Annotated in this window: 20 protein-coding genes; 8 read left to right on the top strand and 12 right to left on the bottom strand. The window is 60.5% G+C overall.

Going from position 1 to position 26,126, the window contains the following annotated elements; translation table 11 throughout:
- Positions 1 to 12: 12 nt before the first annotated feature.
- On the top strand, positions 13 to 777 hold the full coding sequence (locus ACIQWP_RS20930; RefSeq protein ID WP_402791511.1) for an ABC transporter ATP-binding protein: 765 nt from the start codon (positions 13 to 15) through the stop codon (positions 775 to 777).
- Positions 778 to 785: 8 nt separating this feature from the next.
- Positions 786 to 1,937, top strand: coding sequence for a M20 aminoacylase family protein (locus ACIQWP_RS20925; protein ID WP_402791509.1), 1,152 nt, complete (start codon positions 786 to 788; stop codon positions 1,935 to 1,937).
- A gap of 47 nt (positions 1,938 to 1,984) precedes the next feature.
- Here the strand turns inward: ACIQWP_RS20925 and ACIQWP_RS20920 are convergent, their stop codons facing one another.
- Positions 1,985 to 3,013, bottom strand: coding sequence for a cupin domain-containing protein (locus ACIQWP_RS20920; RefSeq protein WP_402791506.1), 1,029 nt, complete (start codon positions 3,011 to 3,013; stop codon positions 1,985 to 1,987).
- Positions 3,014 to 3,397: 384 nt separating this feature from the next.
- On the opposite strand from ACIQWP_RS20920, the gene ACIQWP_RS20915 reads away from it, so the two are divergent.
- The gene (locus tag ACIQWP_RS20915; RefSeq protein WP_402791503.1) at positions 3,398 to 5,494 is read left to right on the top strand and encodes a carboxy terminal-processing peptidase; all 2,097 of its coding nucleotides are present in this window, start codon (positions 3,398 to 3,400) and stop codon (positions 5,492 to 5,494) included.
- A 464-nt stretch (positions 5,495 to 5,958) separates the two neighbouring features.
- Complete coding sequence (locus ACIQWP_RS20910) at positions 5,959 to 6,543, top strand: IMPACT family protein (RefSeq protein WP_402791500.1); 585 nt, start codon at positions 5,959 to 5,961, stop codon at positions 6,541 to 6,543.
- On the opposite strand, the gene ACIQWP_RS20905 is transcribed toward ACIQWP_RS20910, so the two are convergent.
- Both ACIQWP_RS20905 and ACIQWP_RS20900 read right to left on the bottom strand, forming a co-directional pair.
- Complete coding sequence (locus ACIQWP_RS20905; RefSeq protein WP_402791498.1) at positions 6,509 to 7,735, bottom strand: MFS transporter; 1,227 nt, start codon at positions 7,733 to 7,735, stop codon at positions 6,509 to 6,511. The genes ACIQWP_RS20910 and ACIQWP_RS20905 overlap by 35 nt on opposite strands.
- A 474-nt stretch (positions 7,736 to 8,209) precedes the next feature.
- Entirely contained in the window at positions 8,210 to 9,139 is a 930-nt protein-coding gene (locus tag ACIQWP_RS20900) for a LysR substrate-binding domain-containing protein (protein ID WP_402791496.1), read from the bottom strand.
- A 144-nt stretch (positions 9,140 to 9,283) separates the two neighbouring features.
- Between ACIQWP_RS20900 and ACIQWP_RS20895 the strand changes: the two genes are divergently transcribed.
- The 4 genes from ACIQWP_RS20895 to ACIQWP_RS20880 all read left to right on the top strand — a co-directional run bounded on the left by ACIQWP_RS20895 (position 9,284) and on the right by ACIQWP_RS20880 (position 16,496).
- Entirely contained in the window at positions 9,284 to 11,431 is a 2,148-nt protein-coding gene (locus ACIQWP_RS20895; protein WP_402791494.1) for a TonB-dependent siderophore receptor, read from the top strand.
- A complete protein-coding gene (locus ACIQWP_RS20890) occupies positions 11,425 to 12,324 on the top strand; it encodes an iron-siderophore ABC transporter substrate-binding protein (protein WP_402791491.1) in 900 nt (299 codons plus the stop codon). Before ACIQWP_RS20895 ends, ACIQWP_RS20890 begins: the two co-directional genes overlap by 7 nt.
- Positions 12,321 to 14,285 (top strand): Fe(3+)-hydroxamate ABC transporter permease FhuB, encoded by a 1,965-nt coding sequence (fhuB, locus tag ACIQWP_RS20885; protein ID WP_402791488.1) that lies wholly within the window; start codon positions 12,321 to 12,323, stop codon positions 14,283 to 14,285. The genes ACIQWP_RS20890 and fhuB overlap by 4 nt, the downstream gene beginning before the upstream one ends.
- A gap of 645 nt (positions 14,286 to 14,930) precedes the next feature.
- Complete coding sequence (locus tag ACIQWP_RS20880) at positions 14,931 to 16,496, top strand: glycosyltransferase family 39 protein (protein ID WP_402791485.1); 1,566 nt, start codon at positions 14,931 to 14,933, stop codon at positions 16,494 to 16,496.
- Positions 16,497 to 17,326: 830 nt separating this feature from the next.
- Here ACIQWP_RS20880 and ACIQWP_RS20875 read toward each other — a convergent pair.
- From ACIQWP_RS20875 to ACIQWP_RS20835, 9 genes are all read right to left on the bottom strand, one after another.
- Positions 17,327 to 19,297: a tyramine oxidase gene (locus ACIQWP_RS20875; protein WP_402792078.1), complete on the bottom strand. Its 1,971-nt coding sequence runs from the start codon at positions 19,295 to 19,297 to the stop codon at positions 17,327 to 17,329.
- Between the two features lie 37 nt (positions 19,298 to 19,334).
- Complete coding sequence (locus ACIQWP_RS20870) at positions 19,335 to 20,741, bottom strand: aldehyde dehydrogenase family protein (RefSeq protein WP_402791483.1); 1,407 nt, start codon at positions 20,739 to 20,741, stop codon at positions 19,335 to 19,337.
- Positions 20,742 to 20,852: 111 nt separating this feature from the next.
- Positions 20,853 to 21,773, bottom strand: coding sequence for a helix-turn-helix domain-containing protein (locus ACIQWP_RS20865; protein ID WP_402791481.1), 921 nt, complete (start codon positions 21,771 to 21,773; stop codon positions 20,853 to 20,855).
- Between the two features lie 109 nt (positions 21,774 to 21,882).
- Positions 21,883 to 22,503: a YdeI family protein gene (locus tag ACIQWP_RS20860; RefSeq protein ID WP_402791478.1), complete on the bottom strand. Its 621-nt coding sequence runs from the start codon at positions 22,501 to 22,503 to the stop codon at positions 21,883 to 21,885.
- A 109-nt stretch (positions 22,504 to 22,612) separates the two neighbouring features.
- Positions 22,613 to 23,044 carry an SRPBCC domain-containing protein gene (locus ACIQWP_RS20855; RefSeq protein ID WP_402791475.1) on the bottom strand — a complete coding sequence of 144 codons (432 nt, stop codon included), beginning with the start codon at positions 23,042 to 23,044 and terminating at the stop codon, positions 22,613 to 22,615.
- The gene (locus ACIQWP_RS20850; RefSeq protein WP_402791472.1) at positions 23,041 to 23,364 is read right to left on the bottom strand and encodes an ArsR/SmtB family transcription factor; all 324 of its coding nucleotides are present in this window, start codon (positions 23,362 to 23,364) and stop codon (positions 23,041 to 23,043) included. The genes ACIQWP_RS20855 and ACIQWP_RS20850 overlap by 4 nt, the downstream gene beginning before the upstream one ends.
- Positions 23,365 to 23,443: 79 nt before the next feature.
- On the bottom strand, positions 23,444 to 24,247 hold the full coding sequence (locus tag ACIQWP_RS20845) for a glycerophosphodiester phosphodiesterase (RefSeq protein ID WP_402791469.1): 804 nt from the start codon (positions 24,245 to 24,247) through the stop codon (positions 23,444 to 23,446).
- A 35-nt stretch (positions 24,248 to 24,282) separates the two neighbouring features.
- The gene (locus tag ACIQWP_RS20840; RefSeq protein WP_402791466.1) at positions 24,283 to 25,173 is read right to left on the bottom strand and encodes an ABC transporter permease; all 891 of its coding nucleotides are present in this window, start codon (positions 25,171 to 25,173) and stop codon (positions 24,283 to 24,285) included.
- A 24-nt stretch (positions 25,174 to 25,197) separates the two neighbouring features.
- Positions 25,198 to 26,124 (bottom strand): ABC transporter permease, encoded by a 927-nt coding sequence (locus tag ACIQWP_RS20835; protein ID WP_402791463.1) that lies wholly within the window; start codon positions 26,122 to 26,124, stop codon positions 25,198 to 25,200.
- Positions 26,125 to 26,126 lie beyond the last annotated feature (2 nt).

Raw genomic sequence — 26,126 nt, 5'->3', positions numbered from 1 at the left:
GGAGGAATTGAAATGGTCGAGACTGCACTCTCGGTAAAAGACATACACAAGAGCTTCGGCAGCGTCGAAGTCCTGAAGGGCATCTCCTTCGAAGCCCGCAAGGGCGATGTGATCTCGCTGATCGGCAGCAGCGGCTCGGGCAAGAGCACCCTGCTTCGTTGCATCAACTACCTCGAAACGCCGGACAAGGGCGAAATCTCGGTCGCCGGCGAGATCATCCGCACGGCTCCCTCGCGGGGCGGCAGGATGCATGCTGCCGATCCCCGGCAGCTGGAACATATTCGCACGCGGCTCGGCATGGTCTTCCAGAGCTTCAATCTCTGGTCTCACAGAACGATCCTCGAAAACATCATCGAAGGCCCGATCCATGTCCTCGGCACCTCGCGCAGGCAAGCGATCGCCGAAGCTGAGCTCTTGATGGACAAGGTTGGTATCACGCCGAAGCGCGACCAGTATCCGGCGCAACTGTCAGGCGGGCAGCAGCAACGCGCGGCGATTGCCCGGGCGCTCGCCATGAAGCCGGAAGTGATGCTGTTCGACGAGCCGACGTCGGCGCTCGACCCCGAACTCGTCAACGAAGTGCTTCAAGTCATCAAGAAGCTGGCCGAAGAGGGTCGCACCATGGTGATGGTGACCCACGAGATGGCGCTGGCGCGCGACATTTCGAGCGAAGTAATCTTCCTTCACAAGGGCCTGGTCGAAGAGCGGGGCGCTCCCGACAGCATCATGCGGAACCCGCAATCCGAGCGACTTCGCCAATTTCTCCGGATGGCATGAGGACTACCATGAGCGACATCGATTTCCAGAATTTCCTGCCAGAGCTTGTCGAGATCCGGCACCGGCTGCATCAGATGCCCGAGATCGGGCTTTCCGAATTCAAGACCTCGGATTTCATTGCCGCGCAGCTCGAGAAATGGGGCTTCGAGATCACGCGCGGCCTCGGCAAGACCGGCATCGTTGCGACCCTTCGTGCCGGCAACAGCAATCACGCCATCGGCTTTCGCGCCGATTTCGACGCCCTGCCGATGCAGGAGGAAACCAATCTTCCCTATGCCAGCCAGCATCCGGGCGCCATGCATGCCTGCGGCCACGACGGCCACACGAGCATGCTTCTGGGGGCTGCCTGGGCGCTCTCGCAGGATAAAGGCTTCTCCGGCACCGTGCGTTTCATCTTCCAGCCGGCCGAAGAGAATTTTGGCGGCGGCAAGCTGATGATCGAGGACGGCCTGTTCGAGCGCTTCCCTTGCGATCAGGTATTCGCGCTGCATAACTGGCCGGGCATTCCGGCCGGAACCTTCACGACCCGCGCCGGGCCGATCGCAGCCTCGATCGACGTGGTGACGGTGACTGTCAAGGGCAAGGGCGGCCATGGCGCGCAACCGGAATTGACCGTCGATCCCGTGGTCGTCGGCTCGAGCATCGTCATGGCGCTTCAGACACTGGTGTCGCGCAATGCCTCTCCGCACCAGCCGGCTGTGGTCACCGTCGGAGCCTTCCTGTCAGGCTCGGCCTCCAACATCATCCCCGATACCGCTGTGCTGGAAATCAGCATGAGGGCGATGAACCCGAAATTGCGCGAGGAGATACGGAGCCGCGTCGAGCAGATCGCGACGTTTCAGGCGAGAAGCTATGGCGCCGATATCGCGTTCGACTGGCAGGTCGGCTATCCCGCGACCATCAACGACGGGCAAGCGGTGGAAGCGGCAAAATCCACCATCGTTCGGCGCTTCGGCGAGGACGCCTTTGCCGATCTCGACCTTCCCTTGATGGGAAGCGAGGATTTCTCGTTTCTGCTCGAAAGGGTTCCCGGCGCCTATGTCCTGATCGGCAATGGAGACAGCGCGGGGCTCCACACCACGACCTACGACTTCAACGACGATATCCTTGAGCGCGGCGCCATGTATTTCTATCATCTGGCCAAGGATCGGCTAGTCTAGAGCAAAAAGAGAGAGGTCCAGAGGTTTGAGTCGCTCAAGGTGCCGCTTCATTTGCTCTGCGGATTGACGCGCTCGACGACCAACGGGTCATCGACGATCCGCGGAAAGTTCGGCAGCTTGTCCAACGGCACGCCAAGCGTGGCCGCCATCACCTCAGGGGCGAATGCCGCAGGTATCGTGCGGATACCGATATCCTCCGGCATGGGCTGATCGAAGAAGATGAGAAAATGCACTTCTTCTCCGCCCAGCACCTCGATATGATGCGGATAGGCGCGCGGAATGAAATAGACATCGCCCGGGGCAAGATCCCATGTGTCCGTGGTTGCATCCGGGTTGAGGATCGTCATGCGTGCGTGACCGGAATGGACATAGCCCATTTCCGCCGTTTCGGGGTGCCAATGCGGCTCGCGCATGCCAGCATCGGTGAGACGCAGCGAATACATGGCGATATCCGTCAGCGCCGGCCAGAACTGCGCTCGCGCCAGACGTGCGGTGCCGTAGCTGGCATGGATCATCGCGGGCTGCGCCTCGATGTCGAATTTGTGCTGCGCTTTGCGCGTCGCATCGCTGGGCACGGCCGGCGAACCTTCGCGCCGAATCAAATAGGCACCATCAGTCGTTCTTGGAATTGCTCCGAAAGCGGAGGCAGGCAGGCCATAGGCATTGCCGAGCGAGGCGTCGCTCATTGCGCCAAAGGTTCCCTGCAGCGAAAAATCCTCCGGCCGCTCGTGCCGGAAGGCAATGGCGAACTCCGCCTGCGTCGCGCCGATGTTCTCGATGCAGTGCAACGCACCCGAAGGGATGTGGAACATCTGTCCCTGGCCAATCTTGAAGACCGAATAAAAGTCCCCCGTGCCCAGAATCGTCACGACCGCCTCACCGGCGAAGCAATAGCCGAGCTCCACGCAGTTGGCATGCCAATGCGGCGCCCGGATCGCATTCGGCGCCAGGATCAGCCGCTTGATCGAAAGCCCTTTCATGATCGGCAAATCGTCGGCATTGACTTGCGTGACGCTGCCAAGATCGGATCGATGAACGACGCGACCATTCAAAAGAGACGTTTTATGCATCGTCATCGTCATACCGCGCTCCTATGATGTGGAAAGCAAAGCCGCTTGCTCATCCATTGTAAACGTATTGATGGTCATGCGACATCACGGTCAATGTGACCGCGATCGGCGGCCTGCGGTCTCGCCGACTCCTGCCCTTGCCAGACAGTTCCAGCCCGTTTGGTGGAATTCGCGCGTCCTTGCCGCTGCATTGAGCGCCGTCGCGATCCTGATCCATCGGCAATTTCAAGCCGACCGGAGGAGAGAATTGTCCGTCGTCAAACTTGCTTCACGCAAATGTTTCGAAAATCTTTCCCGAAGGAAAGCATCTGTCTGGTTGCCAAAAAACCATAATTGTTCCACCTAGATTATAGATTGAACATTTAACGTTGAGAATCGGGCCAAGACTTGATGCGTATGAAATATGGTTTCCTCTGCCTGTTCCTGGCACTTGCTCCGTCGGCATATGCTCTGGAAGCCGGCTCGCCACCAGTTTTGACACCGCTGCCGCAGCAGGCGCAAGCCGCGCATTTGACAGCGCAATTTCTGCAGCGCTTCCATTATAAGCCCATTCCGCTGGACGACGTCCTGTCGGCCAGGATCATGGATCGCTTCATCAAGTCCCTCGATCCGGATCGTGTTCTCTTCCTGCAGTCGGATATCGACAAGTTCATGGCAGGCAGCACCAAGATCGACGATGCGATCAACCAGGAAGACCTGAATATTCCGTTTTCCATTTTCAACGTCTATGAGCAGCGGGTCGTCGACCGCATGACCTATGCGCGCAGCTTGCTCAACCAGAAGCTTGATTTCAACACCAAGGAAGACTACTCGCTCGTCCGCGACAAGGAGCCCTGGCCGCAGAGCGAAGCGGAAAGCAATGATCTCTGGCGCAAACGCGTCAAGAACGACTGGCTGCGCCTGAAACTCGCGGGCAAGGATGATGCCTCCATCCGCGACACGCTCGACAAGCGCTACGAAAACTCCCTCGACCGCGCCTACAAATACAAGAGCGACGATGTCTTCCAGACATTCATGGACGCCTATACGACATCAGTCGACCCGCATACCGATTATTTCGGTGCGACTGCTTCGGCCGAATTCGATATTTCAATGAAACTCTCGCTGGTCGGCATCGGCGCGGTACTGCAGGAACGAGACGACTATACGACGATCCGCGAGCTCGTGGCCGGCGGCCCGGCGCAACTGTCCGGCAAGCTTGCGGTCGGTGACCGCATCACCGGCGTCGGTCAAGGCGAAGACGGCCCCATAAAGGAAGTTGTCGGCACGCGGCTCGATGAAATCGTGCAGATGATCCGCGGCGCCAAGGGTTCTGTCGTGCGCCTCGACATTTTGCCGGCGGATGCCGGACCGGATGGCAAGCATCACGTCATCAGCCTGGTGCGCGACAAGATCAGCCTCGACAAGCAGGCCGCCAAGCAGACGATCCTGTCGGTCAAGGATGGCGATGCCACCCGTAAGATCGGCGTGATCACCCTGCCGGCTTTCTATGAAGATTTCGAAGCGCGGCGAAAGGGCGACAAGGACTATCGCAGCGCCAGCCGCGACGTCGCCAAGCTCCTTGGTGAACTGAAGCAGGACAAGGTCGACGGGGTCCTGATCGACCTGCGCAACAATGGCGGCGGCTCATTGGCGGAAGCGATCGACCTGACAGGCCTGTTCGTCGGCAAAGGGCCGGTCGTCCAGCAGCGCGACGCAGGCGGTGAAGTCGAGGTCGAGAGCGATGATCTTAGCTCTCCGGCCTGGACCGGCCCGGTCGGCGTGCTGATCAATCGCGGCTCGGCATCGGCCTCCGAAATCTTTGCCGCGGCGATCCAGGATTACGGTCGCGGCGTGATCATCGGCGAACCGAGCTTCGGCAAGGGCACGGTGCAAACCGTGGTCAATCTCGATCAGGTGGCGCATAATTCGAAGCCGAAATTCGGCGAGCTGAAATTGACGGTTGCGCAGTTCTTCCGCGTCAACGGCGGTACGACGCAGCTGCGCGGCGTGACGCCGGATATCAGCCTGCCGGGACTTTCGGACCTCAAGACCTTCGGCGAGTCGAGCTACGACAACGCGCTGCCGTGGACACAAGTAAAGCCCGCAAAGTACAAGCCCTGGGGCGACATCGGTGCACTGCTGCCGCAGTTGCAAAGCCGCCATGACGCTCGCGTGCAGAACGATCCCGACTATCAGCGCTTCGTCGAAGACATCGCCACGCTGAAGGAGCAGCGCGACAAGAAAGTCATCTCTCTCAACGAAACCGAACGTCGCAACGAGCTGACCGCCCAGGCAAACCGTCTGAAATCGCGCGGGCAGGCCAATGATGGTGTCGATACCGGCGAAGACGATGGCCTGCAGGCCAATGAGCGCAGCCTGAGCGCCGATATCGCCATCGAAAAGGCCCGCAAGAGCGCAAAGGATATCCTGCAGAACGAGGCGGCATCCATCGTTGCCGACGAGGCTGACCTGCAGGCCGGCATGGCGAGAGCCGCAGCGAAATAATCGGCGACAACAGGCAATCCTGGCTGCAGGTCGATGAGACTTGCAGCCAGGTCCTCAGCTACGTTTCAGCCACCCGTTGTAAATTGTGTGCGTGCGAATACTTACGCCCCCAATCGAGTTTCGCACGAGGCGCCGCTGAGGCTCCCTGCTCTGCCTCACGCCAATGAGGCAGAGCTTCCCCGCCGAAATCTCACGATCGATGAGCTTTGGCTCCGCCGCCAAGGGTCTTGGACACCTTCCGTGATCTGCGCCGCGGCCGACCCAGACCAGTATGCCGGCAGGCGTGGCGCAGGCACCGATCTTCACCGGCGCAGACTGGCCTTCCTGGAGCGGAACGGTGCATATCAGGATCGCAAAGGCGGCAAGGATCAACCTCATTTCACCCGGTGGCACGCAACGGCATGTCCTCCCGGACGGCGGCGACGGCCTCTTCGCATCGGGTGGGAAATTGGCTAAGAAGCCATATGTTTGAGCTTGTTTCCATCGCCACTGCCAATCAGGAAATCAAGAAAAGCCGTTTCGCGGCGACGGCCGCTCCCATCACCGATATGGAGGCCGCGAAGGCGTTTGTCGCACGGCACTCGATCATCGATGCCAATCACAACTGCTGGGCCTGGCGCATTGGCCAGAACTATCGCTTCAGCGACGATGGCGAGCCGAGCGGGACGGCGGGCAAACCCATCCTCCAGGCAATCGACGGTCAGGAATTGGACATGGTGGCCGTCGTCGTGACGCGCTGGTTCGGCGGCACGCTCCTCGGCGCCGGCGGGTTGATCCGTGCCTATGGCGGCACCGCCGCAATATGTCTTCAAGGCGCGGAGAAAAGAGAAATTCTCCCAACCGTCGCAGCGACGATCGACGTGCAGTTCTCCCATCTCGCTCTGGTGAAGGCGAAGCTTCTCGCCGAAGCAGGCGTGCAGGTTCTGGAAGAACGCTTCACCGGGTCTGGAGCCGTGCTCAGCTTGATTATAAACGCCTCGATTATCGATCAGGTCGTCGACAACATCCAGGACCTCACGAGCGGCCGGGCGACTGTAAAGCTGAATTGATTGGACCATCCGGCACAGACGCAGCCACCCGCAGCACGCCATGAAAGCCGACCCAAAGCGCAATCGATCCGAAGGCAAAGCTGCCGAGGATCATGAACATCGTGCCGTAACCGATCTCCTGCGCCAGCCAGCCGCCGATCGCCGGACTCAAGGACGCACCGACCCCTTGCATGGTCATCACGACGCCCTGGCCGACATTGATGCGACCGGTCCCATTCAGGATACGGGCGACAAGCGTCGGAACGGCGACGCTTTGCAGACCCGCACCGATACCATCGAGAACCTGAACGGGATAGACGCCCCAGGACGTAATCAGATGCGCCGCCACGAAGCCGCGGATCGGCAGAGAGACGAACGAAACCAGCAGCACGAGCCATTGCCCCCTTCTTTCCGCCATATGCATCGCGATCAGCGAGGTGATGATCATCGTGCCCTGCGCCACGACCACGGTCAGGGCGACGAAGCCCGCGGGATCGGCCTGCTTGGTGGAGACGACGGCGAGCCCGAACAGCGGCAGCATCGCGCCATTGCCCAGATGAAACAATGCAAGCGCAGCAGCCAGGATGAGCAGCGGCTTCGACTCGGCAAGAACCTTGAAACGGCTCGGCTTTCGGTGCCCTACGGGCTCCAGCTCTCCTTGCGGACAGGTGGCGGCAAGCGTCGCGCCGCGCGCTTCGTCATCGTCGATCGCATCGGGCGGGATCATCAGCACGGAAATGACGGTCAGCACGCCAAAGACGGCGGCCAGCCAGAACACCGCTGTAAGCCCGAACATCCAGCCGAGCCATCCCGACAACCCGGCGCCGACAAGGTTGCCGGCATGATTGAAGGCCTGATTGTAGCCATTCTGCCGATTGAAGCCCGCTTGCCGGACAATTCCTAAGGTGATGCCGTTGAGGGCCGGTCCGATCGCGGCGCCTGCGACGGCGGTCGCAACCTGCGACAATGCCACGACCCAGAAGATCTGCGATACCAATATGATCATCGAAGCGAGGATCGTGCAGATGCCAAGCACGATCACGCATGTGCGCTTGTGCCTTGTCTCATCGATGAAGGCTCCGGCCGGGGCCATCATTACCATGCCCGCAACCCCACCGATGGTCATGACGGAGCCGATCGATCCGCTTTGCCAGCCATGGGCAACAAGGAAGACGCCGAGAAACGGGCCGATACCCGCTTGAACATCGGCCATAAAGAAATTCAGAAATCCAAGTGGGATGAGAGCTCGAGCTTGTGGCTGGCCGATGGGAGATGAGCGCGACAAGTGACAACCACATGGTTCGTGAGATCGTCAAATGAAAAGCGCCGGGCGGCAAAAGGTTCCCGCGTGTCCTGACCGAACCAGGCAAGCCTCCTTCCGCTCTGTTTGCGCTTCTTGCAGGCGGTAGCGAAATTCGCAGCAGACGAGCCCGTGCCGTCAAGTCAGGTCCATCACCGGCGAGCAACCATCCCGAAATCGACGATATCTGCCCCGCGCGATGGTCCGGCATTGTCCGGCTTCTCGGATTCGTCCCTCAGGTGAGGCGCCTTCAACGCCTCCCGCTCCGCCTCTCCCATCGCAGCCTCGGTAAAATACCGGGCCGGCGTCGTCCCAGGCAAACCCCGGTTCGCTACTTCAGCGAGGCCGGCGCCGCAAAGCCTTGCCGACGGCCATTGCCTCCGAGGTTCATGTCTCAGACGGCATGGAGCGCCGGACCTGTTCCCGATGCCCGGCAATGAAGGCTTTGACTGCCGGCGCGCCTTCGCCCTTGCGATAGGCGATGGCGACGTCGGATGTCGCCCCTATCCCCTCCACCGGCTGGTAGGTGATGTCCGGCAGATCCGCGCAGCGCATGGATTGAGGCACGAGGGCGATGCCGACACCGATACCGACCAGGGAAGCTATTTCGGTAAAGTCATGGGCAATGGCTTTGACGACCGGCTCGAATCCCGCTTCCCGGCAAGCCTGCAGCGTATTGCGATAAAAGCCGACCTCCGGAGGCTGCCGCGGCGTGATGAACGTCTCGGCATTCAGGCGAGAAAGATCTTCGATCGGCTGGCCGGCGAATGCGTGATCGGTGGGAAGGATTGTCATCAGCGGCTCGCGGAGGATGACCTGGACGATCACACCGCTCGGGATCGGCGCCGGAGACCGGATGTAGCCAAAATCGAGAAGCCCGTCTGCAATCCTCTGCAACTGTTGGCGAAGCTCCATTTCCTGCAATTCGATCTCGACATCGGGGTGATCCCGCTTGAAGTTGCGAACGGTACGAACCACCGCGCCGGAATAGGCGGCCGATGCCACATAGCCGATCGAGATGCGGCCGCTCTCTCCACGGCCCGCCCGGCGGACCGCCGCGACCGTCGCGTCCGTCTGGGCGAGAACCTTGCGTGCCTCCTGAAAGAGGATCTCGCCCGAGTGGGTAAGTTTCACCGCCCTGCGGCTCCTGTCGAGAAGCGAGGCGCCGACGATCTTTTCCAAGCTCATGATCTGCTGGCTAAGTCCCGGCTGGGCAATTCCGAGACGGATCGCCGCCCGATCGAAATTCCGTTCTTCGACAAGAGCGACAAAATATCTGAGGTGCCGGAGTTCGAAGCCTGTTTCCATTCGTGCCATGGCGCGTTCCCGCTGAAGAATTCAAGGCGATGACGATTCATCCACTCCATAAGCAGAAGTTATGAAAAATTCGAGCGCCATTTATTGGAATTCTGAAAATAACATGATTAGAAAAGTCCAGTTTTGCACCGGCGTGGGGTTTGGATGACTGGTTCTTTTCGCTTTCTCAATTTTGCGTCGACGACGGCTCTGGCGACCGTTCTGACCGCACCCTTTTTCTCGGCAGTCGCACAAGAGACCGATCCGACGACGCTTTCGCCGATCCTCATTCAATCCTCCAAGAATGAAGATCCGACCGCTCCCGTGAAAGGCTTCGTCGCCAAGACCAGCGCCACGGCCACCAAGACCGGTACGCCATTGGTCGAAACGCAGCAGTCCATCTCGGTCGTGACCGCCGATCAGCTGAAAGCCCAGGACGCCGAGACCGTCGGCCAGGCTCTCGATTACATTCCCGGTGTCAGCGGCGAACCCTTCGGCGCCGATCCGAGATTCGATTCTCCGCGCATCCGCGGCTTTGACGGCCGGCAGGCGCAGTATCTGAACGGATTGCGTCTGATGCGAAGCGCCGGCGCGCCGGCGATCGATCCTTACATGCTCGAGCGGATCGAAGTGCTGCGCGGCCCGGCCTCCGTCATGTATGGCCAGGGCAACCCCGGCGGCATCATCAATCTGGTGAGCAAACGGCCGGTCTTCGAAAGCTTCGGCGAGTTCGGCGTCCAGGTCGGCAGCTACGACACATACGGAACCTTCTTCGACTTTGGCGGACCCGTCCGGAAGGATTCCGACGTCGCCTATCGGTTGACCGGACTGGTCAGAACCGCCGGAGCCCAGACGGACAATCTCAACGACGATCGCTATTTCATCGCCCCGGCAGTGACCTGGCAGCCCGATGAAGACACGAAGCTGACGATCTTGACCAGCGTCCAGCACGACAATCCGAGCACGCCTTCAAGCCTGCCGGCCGCGCTCACGCTCTATGGAAAGGGCGATCGCCGCCTGTCGCGGGATTTCTTCGTCGGCGACGACAGTTACGACAGATCGAACAGGACGCTGACCAATCTGGGCTACGAGCTGGAACATCGGCTCAACGACACATGGACGTTCAAACAGAACCTTCGCTACCAGAACTTCGACTGGAAATACCAGGCGCTCGGCATGTCGACGGCGGGGCTGGCGGCAAACGGCAGGACGATCAACCGCAATGCCACGATCCAGGACGAGCGGCTGAACACGTTTAATGTCGACAACAACCTCCTTGCCGAGTTCGATACCGGAGCCGTCGGGCACAAGGCGCTCTTCGGCCTGGACTACAGATATTACGACAATAATGTCGGCACGCAGTTCTGGCGCGCGACGCCGCTCGATGCCTTCGACCCGAGCTATGGCTCCGTGCGGCTCATTTCACGGACCTTGGACACCTACGTCGATTCCCGCATGACGCAGGTCGGGATCTATGCCCAGGACGAGCTTTCCTATGAGAACTGGCGTGCGACCGCAGCATTGCGGCAGGACTGGGCAAGCACGACGGGAACATCGACCAACCGGCTGAACGGCGTGGCGAGGTCGCTCGATAAGGACGATCAGAAGCTCACCGGGCGCGCCGGCCTCAGCTATCTCTTCGACAACGGCATCGCGCCCTATATCAGCTATGCGACGTCCTTCGAGCCGGTTGCGGTGCCATCGACCGGCCAGCTTCTCGATCCGACCACCGGCAAGCAGGTGGAAATCGGCATCAAATACCAGCCGACGGATTGGGACGGCTTCTTCTCGATCGCAGCCTATGATCTGCGCCAGCGGAACGTCCCGACGACGGTCGCCCTGCCGAGCGGCGGCACGACAACGGAGCAAATTGGCGAGGTTCGGGTGAAGGGCGTGGAACTGGAAGGCGTGACGAGCCTCGCGGACGGGCTGAACCTGCGCGCTGCCTACACCTACATGCAGGCCGAAATTGTCAGCGGCAACGACGATGGCAACCGTCCGGACAATGTTCCCAAAAACTCCACCAGCCTTTGGCTCGACTATAGTTTCGGCGAAGACACCGCACTTGAAGGCTTCGGCATCGGCGGCGGCGTGCGCTACGTCGGGCAGCGTTTTGGCGATACCAGGAATACGCTGGATCTCGATGGCGTCACCCTGTTCGACGCTGCCATCCACTACAAGAAGAACAACATGACGGCATCTCTCAACGTCAAGAATATCGCCGACAAGAACTATGTTGCGAGCTGCAGCTCCTTCGGCTGCACCTATGGCGATGGCAGAACCGTCATGGGCAAGCTGACCTTCCAATGGTAACGGACTATCCCATTCCGCATTTCAGCCGCCGGCAGGCTCTCGCCCTGCTGGCGGCTTTTGCCGTTCCCTGCACATCGCGCGCATCGCAGCCGCAGCGCATCGTGGCGATCGACTGGGCGATGCTGGAGACGCTGGTCGCGCTCGGGGTCATGCCCATCGCGGCGACGGAGCTCGTACAGTTCCGCAAGGATGCTGTCGAGCCCGCATTGGACGATGCCGTCGCGGATCTTGGTCTGCGGGGATCGCCGAATTTCGAACTGCTGCGCCTGCTGCGGCCGGAACTGATCCTCATCTCGCCGTTTTATGCCCGCTACGAGGCAACCTATCGCTCGATCGCACCCGTCCTGTCTCTTCCTTTCTATATCAAGGGGGAACCGCCCTATCAGAAGGCTCTCGATGCCGTGTCGACGCTCTCGAAAGAACTTGGCCTGATGGGCAAGGGACAAGACGTTCTTCGGGAACAGGCCGCGCTCGTCGAGGAGACGGGCCACAGCCTGCAGACCTTCGCTGCTCGGCCGATCTATCTCATCAATGTGGGTGACAGCAGGCATGTGAGGATTTTCGGCGCCGATAGCATGTTCGGCGACATTCTCGTGCGGCTGGGGCTGCGAAATGCCTGGAAGGAACGGTCGCGCTATACGTTCGCGGCACCGGTGCCGATCGAAAATCTGGCCGCCGAACCGGATGCCCGGATCGTCGTCATCTCCGAAATTCCGGTGGAGGCGCGCAGCGGCCTGAAGAACAGCGTCATCTGGCAGTCTCTCGCGCCTGTTCGCGCCGGCCGCGTCCTCATGCTCGACAACATCAATCCCTATGGCGGCATCCTGGCCGCCGATCGGTTCATGCGGCTTCTCAAAGCGGCGATGTTGAGCTCTGCCGGAGAAACGCCATGACGAAGCCGATTGCCCTATCCGTCCCGCTCCTGGCTTTTGCAGCCTCGACGGGGCTGTTTTTCTGGGTGGCGCTCAGCTACCTGCCATTGACCGATTGGCCATCCCTCCCCTTCGACCCCCGACAGATGACGATCCAGCAGGTCATCCTGGCCTATGCGGTCCTGCCTCGGGCTGCGGTTGCGGTTCTGGCGGGTGCAGCGCTGGGGCTGGCGGGAGCCTTGCTGCAGCGTTTGCTCAGAAACCCGATCGCAGATCCCTCGACGCTCGGCGTCTCCTCCGGCGCACAGCTTGCGATCGTCACGGCAACCCTGTTCTTCCCGTCGGTGCTCGACGGTTATCGGGCACTCGTCGCTCTCCTCGGCGCGGCGGCGGCCACCGCAATCGTCTTCCTGCTCGGCCGGCGCCGCGACTTCGAACCCGTCACGATGGTGGTCTCGGGCATGCTTGTCGGCATCACCTGCAGCGCCTTGTCCGCGGCGATGACATTGTCACAGGGTGAATATCTGATGTCGCTGGTGACCTGGAACGGCGGCTCCCTCAGCCAGCAGGACTGGTCGACCGCCGGGATGCTCGGCATCCAGCTGGTCCTTGGTCTGGCGGCAGCGATCTTGCTTGCCCGCCCCCTGACATTGCTCGGCCTCGGCGACACCGGTGCGCGCTCGCTGGGGATCAGCCTGACGAGCATGCGCATCGCCATCGCGAGCCTGGCCGTAGCATTGAGTGCCGGCGTCGCCGCCGCCGTCGGCCTCGTCAGTTTCATCGGCCTTGCCGCCCCGGCCTTCGTCCGGCTGCTCGGAATCCGGACCGCTCGCGGAATTCTTCTTCTGTCACCTCTCGCGGGCGGCCTGTTGCTCTGGCTGTGCGATGGGCTGGTCCAGCTGCTGGCCTCTTCTGCGGGCGAGACCTTTCCAACCGGATCGATCACCGCGCTGATCGGCGGACCGCTGCTCTTGTGGCTGCTGCCGCAGGTCAGAAGCGCCGAGCTGCCGCAACCCCTTGCTACCAGTTTTGTTCGCAGAGCATCCGCTCTGCGCGCCATTCTTCTCCTCGCGCTTCTGTTGCTGCTCGCCGCAGCGGCGCTGGTCATTACGAGGCTGCCGGGCGGGTGGATGCTGTTGCGCGGCGAACTCTTCTGGGAATTGCTCCCGGCGCGATGGCCGCGTCTGGTGGCTTCTGCGGCCGCGGGCGGCCTCCTTGCCATTGCGGGAGCAATCCTCCAGCGCCTCACCGTCAACCCGATGGCGAGCCCCGAGGTTTTGGGGGTCAGCGGCGGCGCTGGGATCGGCTTTGCCGTTGCGGTCAGTATCTTCGCGAATCCGGGCAGCCCGGAACTCTTCCTCTGTGCCGGTAGCGGCGCGATCCTCGTTCTGCTCGTCGTATCGCTCTTTGCCAATCGGAGAGATCTTCCGCCGGAGCGGTTGCTGCTTGCTGGAATATCCATCAGCGCCTTCAGCTCCGCCATTCTCAGCGCACTGCTTGCTGTCGGCGACCAGCGTTCGTGGCTGATCCTTGCCTGGCTCGGCGGTTCGGCCGCCGCTACCACGCCCGGAACCGCCCTCTTCCTGGCGGCGCTCATCGTAGCGGCCCTGATCGCTGGTCTGGCCTCGACCCGATGGCTGACGATCCTGCCACTCGGAACGGCGACATCCCATGCGCTCGGCATGCCGCTTGCAAATGTCCGCGCGCTCATGGTGATAACCGCCGGGCTCGCGACGGCGGCGGCTTCGCTCCTCGTAGGTCCCTTGAGCTTCGTTGGACTGATGGCGCCGCATATTGCTGAACGGGCCGGCTTCGAACGGGCTGCAGGCAGGCTCCTCGCCTCCGGGCTGATCGGAGCGATCCTGATGGTGGTCGCAGATCTGGGAGCCCGCACGGTCACATTCCCCTACGAACTGCCGTTGGGATTGTTTGCGGCATTCGCCGGTGCGCCATACCTCATCTGGACACTTGGCAGACGATAGATCCGGTTCGGCCGCCCGCATGCGGGGTGCACAATAGCGCTGAAAGCATGGGTGGCGGCATTCCGTCCCGATGCAAAGGGATAGACGTCTTGGCAATTCGAAGAGGAGTAGAGGCGGCTCTAACGAAAAGAGAAGGATTCGGAGGGAACGCCGAATCCTTCTCGTCTTGATCGGAGGTCAACCGATCGGGGTGGGCAGCGCCATCGGATTGGAAACGATGGGCTGCTGCTACCGACACAAGGTGTCGGATGGGGCCGGATTGGAGGCAGGGGAAGAAACCTCTCGTCCAACTTCTCGCGAAGCTAGGCTCTTCTATACATACATTCGGTATGTTTGACAACAAGTTCGATACTGAATAAGGCAGCGGCAGCAAAAAATGTTGCGGGCAGCCCGTGAGGCATTCATATTCCCGCAGCGTTACGCCGTTACTTCACCAAGAAGATCTGCCTGGTGCAATACGAGGGTGCTGAACGCCACGACCGACGAGAATGCTGCGACGACCCGGCTGCCGAAGGCTATGATGCCTGGCGAACCGGACCTGCCCTCAAGATGCTGGACCCTGAAATTTCATTGGAAGCGATTGTACATCCGCGACATCTGTGACATGTCGCGGGCGGCGATATTGACAATCGCACGGAGAACGGGATGAACCCTGTGGAAAAAGCCGGTTTTGCGGATGCGCCCCATCAGCTGGCGTCAGCCGACAGCAGTCGGTCATCCTCCTACTATTATTGGTGGGTGCCTGCGATCCTAGCCCTATATTTCGCAGTGCAGGCCGCCATCCGCATCGCCATCTCCAATTCGTTGCGGATCGACGAAGCGCAGCAATTCTTGGTGGGTCAATGGCTTGCCTGGGGATATGACGCGCAGCCGCCGCTCTACAACTGGCTTCAATACAGCATCTTCGAAATTTTCGGCACGAACGTCGCATCGCTCGTCATAGTCAAGAACCTTCTGCTTTTCCTGGTCTACTTCAGCTATCACAACCTCCTGCGATCGCTTCTGGCCGATAAAAGGCTGGCCGCGATCGGGACACTGTCGCTGCTGACGATGCCGCAGATGTTTTGGCAGGCGCAGAGAGACCTGACACACACCGTCGCCACCTTGCTTGCAGTGATCATGGTCATCCACTTCGTTGTAGTGACGATCCGCCGGCCGACGGTCATCTCCTATGCGATGATCGGCCTGTGGGCCGGGCTCGGAATGCTCACGAAATACAACTTCGCGCTCGTGGTCATCAGCGTCCTCGTTGCGACTTTCTTTCATCCCGACGGGCGAAAGAGACTTCTGGATTGGCGCCTTCTGCTGACGCTTGCCATCGCCGTTCTCGTGTTCCTGCCGCACGCGGTATGGATGGTGTCCAACATGGATCGCGTCCTGACAACGACCGTCCACACCATGTCGGAGCAAGGCGCCGGCAGCAAGGTTTCCGATATCGGTTTCGGAGTTGTCGAGCTCGTCAAGACGGGCGTGGCAATCGTCGCGCCTACGACCGTGATCTTTCTGCTGATCTTTCGCCAGTCATTCCTGCGCTCGCTGCGCGCCAGAAGCGAGTGGAGCGATTTCGTCGGACGGATATTTTCAAGCACAACCGTCATCCTGCTGGCATTGATACTGGTCATAACACTCACGGAATTTCGCGACCGCTGGCTGCTTCCCTTCCTGTTCCTGCTGCCGCTCTACTTCTGTCTGAAACTCGATGCTGCCGGGGAGCAAAGTCAAACCGACATAAAGAGGTTCCTTTATGTGCCCGCCGCGATGATGGTGGCACTGCCCCTGATAGTCGGGGGAGGCGTCCTTTTCGCGCGGTTTTTCCATTCGTATGAGCATTTGAACACGCCCTATGCGACCTTCGTGGACAAAGTCATCGCGACGCAAGGAAAACAGCCGTCGGCAGTCGTGACGACAACCTGGCACAAGGCGGGCAATATTCGAGTGAACATGCCGCATACGCGGGTGATCTCGACCGAATATCCTGCATCGGATCTGAGTGAACAGGTCATAGGAGACGGGCCCGTCCTGCTGGTCTGGAACGAGCGAGACGGGCACCAATCAGGCATGCCGAATGCCTTGAAACAGTGGTTCACGTCGAAATTCGGTGCGGCAGCACAGTTGCCGGCACAGCAGGATATCGCCCTTCCCTACTATTATGGCAAGGACCCGGATCGCTATCACTTCGGTTACGCATGGTATGATCCGAAGCCGAAATGACCTGCAAACGTGCAAGTGTTTGGCGTCATCGGCGGGGAGATCAAGCAGTGACAACGTCCCGCTGCAAATTCACGCGAGCAGATTCAAACCTGCGGCGACGAACCCAAGCCAAAGCGCTTCACTCCAATGATTGAAGCTGTCCGCATGGAAGCGCTGGCGAGTGAATGCAGCAATTGCAATCATGAGAAATGCATATAGGACGAGACATCTGGAGGCCGACAGCAGATAACTCGTTCTTGAAAACAGGGAAATCGCAAAGGCTATATTGCACTTCCATAGGAATCTGCTGATCGTCGCCCTCGATATCTGATCCAGTTCAATCCGCTTCAATTCGCGCATACTCACCATGTCAACTGGAACAGTGGAACTTTCAGTGCACAGCCAGCAGAGCGCACGTTAGCGCTGCAAATGCGATCACCAGTACGATCGCAAGCCTGGCAAACATCCAGAGATCACCGACGTCATCGGAACGAGACGCGTCGGCAGAACCTGGGATGACCGGAGAATAATATGTCGGACGTGCGCGCGCCGCAGTATAAGATGCCCACCAACGACCATACATCGCCAATCCCTCCAACAGAGCCGCCATTCGACGCCAGCGATCGGGAAATCGACCGCACCGTTGAAGGGTATCGGCTATGCCATAGGTTTTCGATTGGACTGATTGCAGTACGATATAAGTATTTCATAAGGTTGACCACGGACAGCTCGGCGCCGCACGACCATGGGGGAATGGCCACCTCGCGGCACCATGACCATTTATCGTAAATCTCCGCCTGAGATGGCGGAAAGGCCGCCGGCACTACATATGCAGCGCCGGCGGAGTAGTCTCAGTTTCTCAGCGTCAGGGCCGGATTATGCGCAAAGAAGTTGTGCGGCTCGATGTGGATGGTCTTCCACTCGGTCGACATAACAGGCCAATCCTCCATGCGCGGGATATGGTGGAAGCCGGCGGTGAACCAGGTGACGATGTCCTTGCCCATCAGCGGCTTGTTGGCCTTGACCCATTCCGGCAGGGTGTCGGAGCCGTCGCTCTGCATGGCGAACTTGCCGCCGGCATATTGCTGGTCCGGATCGTAGACCGTATTCCATACCGAATATTCGATATAGGCATTGCGCTTCATCGGCGGGTCCTTGACGAAATCGAAAGGACCATAAGCCACATCGCCGTGATGGATCATCCAGCCCGGCTCCTGGCCGAGATAGCCCTTGCGCGAGGGGTCCGAGATCATGAAGTAGCGCGGCTTCATCGCCGAGAGCTGATAACGCGCCTCCATCTCCGTCTTCGGCATAGAATGCTGGACCATCCACATCGAGCGGCGCGGGTTCTTCGGATCAACCTTGGCCGGGACGATATCCATCGTACCGAAGTGGTTGGCCGGCTGGTCGATGTCGAAATCGATGCGGAAGTTGAAATAATGGTCGTGATTGGCGGCGACCAGATTGGGCGCGATCAACGTGCCATGCGCGGTGTCGGCGGCAGCCGTCGGATCGTCCATCGAGGTCGACTGCACGCCCTTGACCGCATCGAGGCCGGTCGCGCCGATCATGATACGGATCTGGCCGTCAGGCTGCAGCCGGTAATCGATCAGATAGTCGTAATTGCCGACTTCGGAGGCCGTGCGCACGACGAGCTCACTTGCCGGCCGGCCCTCCGCCGGAACCGGCTTCTCCGGTGTCTGCGCAAAGACCTCGAAATGACGCCAGGCCGGATCGCCAATGCTGCGCTCGAAGATGCAAATGGCATCGGGAATAGTCAGCGGATTGCCCTTGTCATCGGCGATGGTTGCCGGCAGGAAGGTGGCGTAGCTTGGGCAATCGACGCCGGCCCGCAGCGGGCTCAGGAACAGACCGAAGCCATATTCTCCGCTATCCATGTAAGTCCGCCAGTACCAGCCCTCGGTCGGGTCCATATAGGGCACGAAGACTTCCGAGAGATGCGACTGGTAGATCACCGAGCGCCAGGTATCGCCGTCCTTCACGTCAAGATTGGAAAGAACCAGCCCAGGGCGCTTGTCGACGCGGAAATTGAAGCGCCACATGTCCCATTCCAGATGGCTGCCGGTGAGCTTGTAGTTCGGGCCGCCCTGCTGTGAGAGCGTAGCGAGGTTGGTTTGCGGACGCAGCGGCTCGCGCGCGGCGACTTCCTTCTCGGTGTAGCCCCAATTGTCTTTCGGGCCCTCGATGGCGCCGGTGTCGATAACCTTCAAGACCTTCTTCTTGCCGATATCGTAGACGGCAAAAAGGCCCTCGATCGGCTTGGCATAATAGTTGGAGCCTTCGGGAACATGGTAGCAGGGCACCTTCATCAGGCGAGAATTCTGATACTCCTCGGTAAAGAAGTTGCCGGCGGTCAGCGGCAGGCAGAAGGCCTGCTCCGGCGTGAGGCCGCGCTTCTTGAGCCCTGCCACCATTTGCGGATCGCCAAGCACGCCCTGCAGCGCGTCCATGAATTCGGTGAAGAGCACCATGGGCTGCCCCTTGATCGGCGTCGTGCTCTCGACCGTGCCCTTGGTGATGTTAACGACGGCTTCCTTGAAGCCCTGCGGGCTCGTCAGCTGCACCTTCGCCTCGCGATCGAGCGGCTTGTCGCCCTCCTTCCATGTGAGGACGTCCGCCTTCGCCGGCTCCTTCAGTTCGATCAGCGGATAAAGCGTGTGGTCGTCGACGACCTTCTGCTCGCGCAGGATCTGGTTGATCTTCTGGTATTCATCCGCCGTCAGTCCGTCGAGCGGGTGCCCCATCGCTGCCGACGCGCTAAGCGTTAGCAGCAGCCCGGTCGAGGCGAGATAATGCTTCATTTTCATTTCCGTCCTCCCTGTCTAATGCCTTCCAAGATCAGGCGAATATCACCTGAATATCCGTGTATTCCTGCAGCCCCTCCTCGGCGAATTCGACGCCGAAGCCGGAAGCCTTGACGCCGCCGAAGGGGGCGTTCGGCTGGATTGCGCCGTGCTTGTTGATCCAGACCGAGCCGCATTCCATGCGCGCCGCCACCGCCTTCGCCGCCACGATATCCGAAGACCAGACGGAGCCGCCGAGGCCGCTCAAGCTGTCGTTCGCCATGCGGATGGCGTCTTCGACATCGCTGTATCTGATAACAGGCAAAGCCGGGCCGAACTGTTCCTCGTCGACAAGCGCATCGCCGTTCGAAAGGCCAGCGACGATGGTGGGAGGGAAGAAAAGCCCTTCGCCCGGCGCACCGCCGAGAAGCACCTTGCCGCGGCCTGCCGCATCGGCAACCAGCCGGCTCAGCTTCTCGAATTGCATGCGGTTCTGCACGGGGCCGAGAACGCTTGCCTCTTCCATGCCGTTGCCGACCGGAATATTGCGTGCATAGGCAACCAGCGCCTCGCAAACGGCATCGTGGATCGCCTCATGCACATAGAGGCGCTTCAGCGCGGCGCAGGTCTGGCCGTTGTTGATGAAGGCGCCCCAGAAGAGGCCTTCGGCGATTTTCTTTGGATCGGCATCCGGCAAAACAATACCGGCATCGTTGCCGCCAAGTTCAAGGGTCAGCCGCTTCATGTTCACGGCAGCCGATTGCATGACCTTCTGGCCCGTGGCCGTCGACCCGGTGAAGACGATCTTGTTGATGCCGGGATGGGCCGCCATCGCGGCACCGAGGTTGATGTCCTTGTCGTCTGATGTCACGACGTTCAGCACACCCGATGGCAGCTCCTCGTTCATGATTTCGACCAGGCGCAGGGTCGAGAGCGGCGTCAGCGGCGATGGCTTGATGACGACGGTGTTGCCGGTGCGCAAGGCCGGCATCACATGCCAGATCGCAATCATGACCGGGAAATTCCATGGGGTGATCGAGCCAACAACGCCAATCGGCTTGCGATGCAGCTCGACGCGGCCTTCGGCATTGTCCTGCAGCAGCTTGACCGGCAGGGAAAGCCCTGTGGTATAACCTGCCCAGGCGACAGCGCCACCCATTTCCCAGCGTGAACCGAGGCCATTCAAGGGCTTGCCCTGCTCCAGCGTGATGATGGTGGCGAGTTCCTCTGCATGCTCTTCGATGCGGGAAGTGACGGCGGCGCAGATGCGCTGCAACTCCTTATCGCCAAGCGCGGACCATTCCGGAAAAGCGGCACGGGCCGCGGCAACCGCTCGGTCCAGGTCGGCGGCGCCCATGTTCGGGGCACGACCGGCCTCTTTACCGGTTGCCGGATTGAGCACCGCGAAATTTGCTTCGCCCGTCACCGGCGTCCCGCCGATGGTTGCAGAATAGAACGTCATTGCCAGTTTCCTCCGCTGAACCCCGGCCGAAAGCCGGGGAATTGGGAGAAGAGTAAGCCAGGAACGAGCGTCCGACTTGGACAGGAGCGTCCGGACTGTTGGACAAAAGCGTCAATGGCAGCGGGCGGCGGCACCCGGCGTCTTGCCATATTTCTTGCGGAACTCGCGATAGAAATAGGACAGGTCGTTGAAACCTGCATCATAGGCGATCGCGGCAATGCCATCGCCGGCCATCTCAGCCGTGCGAGCGCAAAGCCGGCCGTAAGCAATCTCCAGACGTCGGTTCAGAAGACGATGTCCGGGCGTTTCGCCCAGCGCCTGAAAATGCCGCTGCAGCATGCGCTCGGAAACATTGAGGCGGTTGGCAAGCTCCCGCGGGCCGAAAGCGGGGTCGGCGCCGTAACGGTCTATCAGTGCAAGCGCGCGCGAAAGCAGGGTCTCCGGCGCACCGGCGCCGCGGGCCGACTGCAGATAGGCGCCCATCAGACAGAGAAACGCCTCACCCAGCTGCGACTGGGCGGCCGGACTGTCGAGCATCTTGGTCACGACCGCCCGCATGGCCAGCCACAGCGGGTCGCTTCGGCTGATCGAGATGCCGCCGGTACAGGCCTCGCCGAAGCGATGGACCATCTCGTCGCGAGGAAGATGGATCGAAACCTGACTGGAGCGGGCACCGCCATAGGAGAACCGTGACGGCCTGATGGCATCTACCAGGAACATGTCACCGGGCTCGAGATCGGCCACCGAACCGTTCTGCTCCACGCGACAACGGCCGGCATCCTGGATGAGGAGGAAGAAGTGTTCTCCGGGGTCCTGTCGGATCGCCTTAACGCCCCGTTCGACATGCTTGCTGGCGTCAAGCCCGACAATCGCCGTTTCGAAGAGCCCCATGCGGCGAGTGGCGACATCGCCGGCAACAATGCCCGAAGACAAAGTCGGCTCGAGGCTGAACGCGCCGCAGACCCGGCGGATTTCCGCTTCAAGGACCTCCACGGACACCGGTATATGAACTGGCGCAACCAACGACTGCATGGTCCCCTCCCCTGGCCGTTGCAGAACATCCGGTAGCCTATATCACATTTTTATCGGAAACATCCTTGCTTTTGTGATGTTCAGCTGTAGCCGCTCGCAAGAACGCTGGTCACCGCTCAAGCGCACCCTTTCCCGCGATAATATGATTGCGGAACTTCGCAATCCGCGCGCTTCGCGTTTCGGACTTCTTCACCGAGCCGAGATTGATCACATAGCTTTTCTTTCGCCCAGGCGTCAGATCATGGAAGGCCTCCGCCAGCTCGGGATCGGAATCCAGTGCCTCGATCAGCTCGTCCGGCAATTCGATGTCGCCCACTTCTTTCGTCGGCTTGATGCCTGCCTGCGCATATCCCATTGCCTCCTTGAGATAGGATCGGATGACAGGCTCCAACTTCGTCACTGCGGCATTGCTCACAAAGCGGATCATGTCGGGGTGCTTGGTGTTCTGCCCTTGCCGTTCCAGCACGCCCTCGGGGTCCTTCATCAATGCCGCGTTAAAGAAGCTGGCGCGAAAATCGCCGCGAAAGGCGCCGATAATCACGATATTGCGCCCCTCATGCATGTAGCATGGATGCGCCCACTTCACCGTCTCGACGAGCCCCGCCTCCAGACAGATCCGGCGAAGTTCGTTCAGACCGTCAATCCACAGTCTCGTCGAACAGTCCGGCGTCGCGAAGCGTTCGCAGCGGCCGCATCCCTTCGTAAAGAAGTCCTCGATATCGGTGATCATGTCCCCGTCCACTTCATAATTCTGACTACTTGACGCGCCGGAATCCATCGGCCCGAAACGGCCAGAGTTTGTTTGCGCGATGGCATCCCGCGCGTACCGGCGATGGATTTCAATTCACCCGCGACAGGACCTGTTCAAGCCTTTCAAGGAACTGCCGCCACCCCGTCTTGGCACCCCCATAGGCCTGCTTCTGATCCGGCCGGAAACCGACCTGTTCCATGCGCAGATGCGTTCCCTTATCCGTCGGCATCAGCGTGAACGTCACGATGCTCTTCAGATCGAAAGCCGGATCATCATGTGCGAAATTCCATCGGTAAGACAGCCTGCTGTTCGGCTCGACGGCGAGCACTTCACAATCCAGAACACCGCCCCAATCACCGCGAAGGGTGAACCGGTGGCCCAGGGTGGGGATGAAGTCGTTCTTCATCAGCCACTCTGCGATCAGATGCGGCTGGGTGAGCGCGCGCCAGACCTTTTCCGGCGGGTGCGCAATGTCGCGCTCGACTGTGACGGTGCGCACGGCACCCGGAGCCTCCTTCATTGATCCATCCTATCGAGCAAGTCTTCGAGGTCGTCGAACTTGCCCTCCCAGAAGCCGGCCATTTGGCTTGCCCAGTCAACCAGTGGGGCAAGGGCGTTTCGCTGCGCGCTATAACGCGTCTGGCGCCCTTCATGCCGGTCACGCACCAGCCCTGCCTGTTTCAGAACGGCGAGATGCTTCGAAACACCCGGTTGGGACACCCCGGCATAAGCGGTAAGCGCAACGACGGTCTGATCGCCGTTCCGGCACAATCGCTCGAAGATCGCCCGCCGCGTCGGGTCGGCGAGCGCTCTGAAAATGGAATCATGGGCATTGGCCATGGCAACTCATAACTCTCTGGCTATCGATTAGATCAATAGCTGACGAGCTATGAATTAGTCAAGCACTGACCGGCTGTCCTTATTCCGAGGCGCTTTTGCCCAGCATCCGGAGGAAATCCACGTCGTCGCCGATCAGGGCGTCGACCAGCCGGTCCCTGACGCAGCTTCGGATCATGGGAAGCGGGTCCCGTCCGCCCTGCCAAAGGATGGCAAGCTTTTCCGGCAGCGGCAGGCTCAGACGCACGGCAATGCCGGCCTCCTGCAACGCTTCGACGTCGGCGCGGTGAAAGCGGTTCAGCTCCAGCGAGACGCCGTCGATACCACCGGCGCGCATCGAGGCCACCACATCCACCGGGCGATGATGAAGGATGGCTTCCGTCTGCAGACGCGGCTCGATCTCCTTCACGCGGCTGAGGTCGAGATGATCGAAGGAGGATATCGCCACGTGGTCGAAAGCGTCGAGTTCCCGCAGCGTTGCGATCATGAGATCGATGAGGCGATCGGCGCGTTCTGGCTCCTTCATTTCGATCGCGAGACGGGTATCCGTTTGCTTGGCCCATAGAAGGGTATCGGCAAGGGTCGGCACGCGAGTTCCGGCAAATCGCGGGTCGAATTTCGCGCCGGCATCAAGCGAGAGGATATGCTTGAGATCGTGATCGGCAACGAAGCCGAAACCGTTGGTCGTGCGATCCAGCGCTCTGTCATGAATCACGACGATCTGGTCGTCGCGCGTCAGCATGAGGTCGATCTCGCACTCATTGGCGCCCGCGTTCACGGCTTCCTGAAAGGCGAGAACGGTATTTTCCGGAAAGCGCCGGCTGAAGCCGCGATGGGCGGCGATGCGGAGTGAACCATGACGGGCGGCGTGAAGGGGCAAGGGCAATGCAAGTCTCCTTGAATGTCAGTTTTATGGATAAGCTAGTGCAAAGTCGGGTCGAGAACGTCGCGCAGATAGTCGCCGATCAGGCTGATCGACAGCGACAGGACGAAGATCACCACGCCCGGCAGGATCGCGATCCACCATTCGGTCATCACATAGTCGCGGCCGGCGCCGACCATGCTGCCGAGGCTGACGAGCGGCGGCTGGATGCCGAGGCCGAGGAAACTAAGCGCCGATTCCTGCAGCAGGATTTCCGGCAGGACGATCGTCAGGTTGACGAGAACGACGGAAAGGATGTTGGGCAGGACGTGGAGGAAGGCGATGCGCGCGGTTCCGGCACCGTTTCGCCTCAGGGCGGCGACGTAGCCTCGCTCGAGCTCGAGCCCGGCCATGGTGCGCACAAGCCGCGCATAACGCTCCCAGCCATAGAGGCCGAGCAGCGCCATGAACAGCCAGAGATTATCGCCGAAGAAGGCGAGAACGGCGAGCGCAATAATCAGGAACGGCATCGATGCCTGAAAATCCACGGCAACGCGGATCAGCATGTCGGCAAATCCGCGACCAAAGGCGGCAAGTAGCCCGAGCATCGTGCCGAGCGCCAGGCTGATCGCCGATGCGCCGAGCGCGATCAGCAGGCTGGTGCGCAAGCCGTAGAAGATGCGGCTCAGAATATCGCGGCCGAGCTCGTCGGTACCGAGAATATGCTTGAACGAGCCACCGAACAGGATCGGCGGCGCCTTGCGGGCATGAAGGTCGATCTGTGCAAAACCATGTGGCGCAAGCACATTGGCAAAGATCGCGACCATGATGAAGATCACAAGGACGACGGCGCAAATAGCCGTCAGGGGATCAAATCGGAGGCTGGGCCGGGAGGCTTTCTCTGGTCTGGTCTTTTGGGAAACGTCGGCGCCGGTCGCTGCATTCGCCATGGCTGTTACCTTTCGAGGCGGCCGTCAGGCCGATGCGCGATGCCGCAGGCGCGGATCGGCGAGAATGTAGAGACAATCGATCAGGAGATTGGCCGTCACCATCGTTGCGGTGATGAGCAGTACGATGGTCTGCACGATGTTCAGATCGCGCTGCGCCACCGAGGAGACGAGAAAGCGGCCGACACCCGGCCAGGCGTAGACGCTCTCGACCACGGCCGCGCCGCCGATCATGCCGCCGACCAGGAAGCCGAGCATCGTCAGAAGCGGCAGGGCTGCGTTCGGCATGATATGTCGCCAGAGAAGAGCGCTCTCACCGATGCGCTTGGCGCGCGCTGCCAATATGAAGCGCTGGCCCAGCACCTCCAGCACGCTCGAGCGGACGAACCGGGCGATGATGCCGGCATTGTAGAGACCGATGACCAGAACCGGCATAACAAGGTGTGCCATCGTCGATCCCCCGCCGCTCGGCAAGATCCGCAGGGAGACGGCAAAAAGCTGGATGAGCAGGATGGCGATCAGGAAATTCGGCAGCGAATGCATCAGCACCGCCAGCGCCATCACGAAGCGGTCGATCAGGCCGCCGCGGTTGCGCGCCGCCAGAATGCCGAAGGGCACCCCGGCGCCGAACGCCAATATCAGGGCGGCGCCCATCAGCTCCAGCGTCGCCGGAACCTTCGACAGAACCAGTGTCAGCGCGTCCTGGCCATTCAGCAGCGACGTGCCGAAATCGCCGCGCAGAAGATGTCCGAGATAGGCGAAATACTGGATATAGAGCGGCTGGTCGAGACCCCATTGCTGGCGCATCAGCGCCACCACTTCCGGCGGCGTCTCGATGGGCAGCAGGGAATGCAGCGGGTCGCCGCTGATGCGAAGGATGACGAAGGTGAAGGTCATCGCCAGGAACAGCGTCACGAGCGCTCTGAGAAATGCCCGCAGGATGGATTGAAGCATTG

Origin of the sequence: Rhizobium sp. NPDC090279, from assembly GCF_044769665.1 — a bacterium.
In the GTDB taxonomy this organism is placed as follows: domain Bacteria; phylum Pseudomonadota; class Alphaproteobacteria; order Rhizobiales; family Rhizobiaceae; genus Rhizobium.
The sequence above is the reverse complement of the archived record's forward strand: the minus strand, read 5'-3'. Positions and strand labels throughout refer to the sequence as shown.

Excerpts from the sequence above, each read along its gene's own strand:
- ACIQWP_RS20930 (WP_402791511.1), top strand. The coding sequence starts at position 13 with ATGGTCGAGACTGCACTCTCGGTAAAAGACATACACAAGAGCTTCGGC.
- ACIQWP_RS20925 (WP_402791509.1), top strand. The coding sequence starts at position 786 with ATGAGCGACATCGATTTCCAGAATTTCCTGCCAGAGCTTGTCGAGATC.
- ACIQWP_RS20920 (WP_402791506.1), bottom strand. The coding sequence starts at position 3,013 with ATGACGATGCATAAAACGTCTCTTTTGAATGGTCGCGTCGTTCATCGA.
- ACIQWP_RS20915 (WP_402791503.1), top strand. The coding sequence starts at position 3,398 with ATGCGTATGAAATATGGTTTCCTCTGCCTGTTCCTGGCACTTGCTCCG.
- ACIQWP_RS20910 (WP_402791500.1), top strand. The coding sequence starts at position 5,959 with ATGTTTGAGCTTGTTTCCATCGCCACTGCCAATCAGGAAATCAAGAAA.
- ACIQWP_RS20905 (WP_402791498.1), bottom strand. The coding sequence starts at position 7,735 with ATGGCCGATGTTCAAGCGGGTATCGGCCCGTTTCTCGGCGTCTTCCTT.
- ACIQWP_RS20900 (WP_402791496.1), bottom strand. The coding sequence starts at position 9,139 with ATGGCACGAATGGAAACAGGCTTCGAACTCCGGCACCTCAGATATTTT.
- ACIQWP_RS20895 (WP_402791494.1), top strand. The coding sequence starts at position 9,284 with ATGACTGGTTCTTTTCGCTTTCTCAATTTTGCGTCGACGACGGCTCTG.
- ACIQWP_RS20890 (WP_402791491.1), top strand. The coding sequence starts at position 11,425 with ATGGTAACGGACTATCCCATTCCGCATTTCAGCCGCCGGCAGGCTCTC.
- fhuB (WP_402791488.1), top strand. The coding sequence starts at position 12,321 with ATGACGAAGCCGATTGCCCTATCCGTCCCGCTCCTGGCTTTTGCAGCC.
- ACIQWP_RS20880 (WP_402791485.1), top strand. The coding sequence starts at position 14,931 with ATGAACCCTGTGGAAAAAGCCGGTTTTGCGGATGCGCCCCATCAGCTG.
- ACIQWP_RS20875 (WP_402792078.1), bottom strand. The coding sequence starts at position 19,297 with ATGAAGCATTATCTCGCCTCGACCGGGCTGCTGCTAACGCTTAGCGCG.
- ACIQWP_RS20870 (WP_402791483.1), bottom strand. The coding sequence starts at position 20,741 with ATGACGTTCTATTCTGCAACCATCGGCGGGACGCCGGTGACGGGCGAA.
- ACIQWP_RS20865 (WP_402791481.1), bottom strand. The coding sequence starts at position 21,773 with ATGCAGTCGTTGGTTGCGCCAGTTCATATACCGGTGTCCGTGGAGGTC.
- ACIQWP_RS20860 (WP_402791478.1), bottom strand. The coding sequence starts at position 22,503 with ATGATCACCGATATCGAGGACTTCTTTACGAAGGGATGCGGCCGCTGC.
- ACIQWP_RS20855 (WP_402791475.1), bottom strand. The coding sequence starts at position 23,044 with ATGAAGGAGGCTCCGGGTGCCGTGCGCACCGTCACAGTCGAGCGCGAC.
- ACIQWP_RS20850 (WP_402791472.1), bottom strand. The coding sequence starts at position 23,364 with ATGGCCAATGCCCATGATTCCATTTTCAGAGCGCTCGCCGACCCGACG.
- ACIQWP_RS20840 (WP_402791466.1), bottom strand. The coding sequence starts at position 25,173 with ATGGCGAATGCAGCGACCGGCGCCGACGTTTCCCAAAAGACCAGACCA.
- ACIQWP_RS20835 (WP_402791463.1), bottom strand. The coding sequence starts at position 26,124 with ATGCTTCAATCCATCCTGCGGGCATTTCTCAGAGCGCTCGTGACGCTG.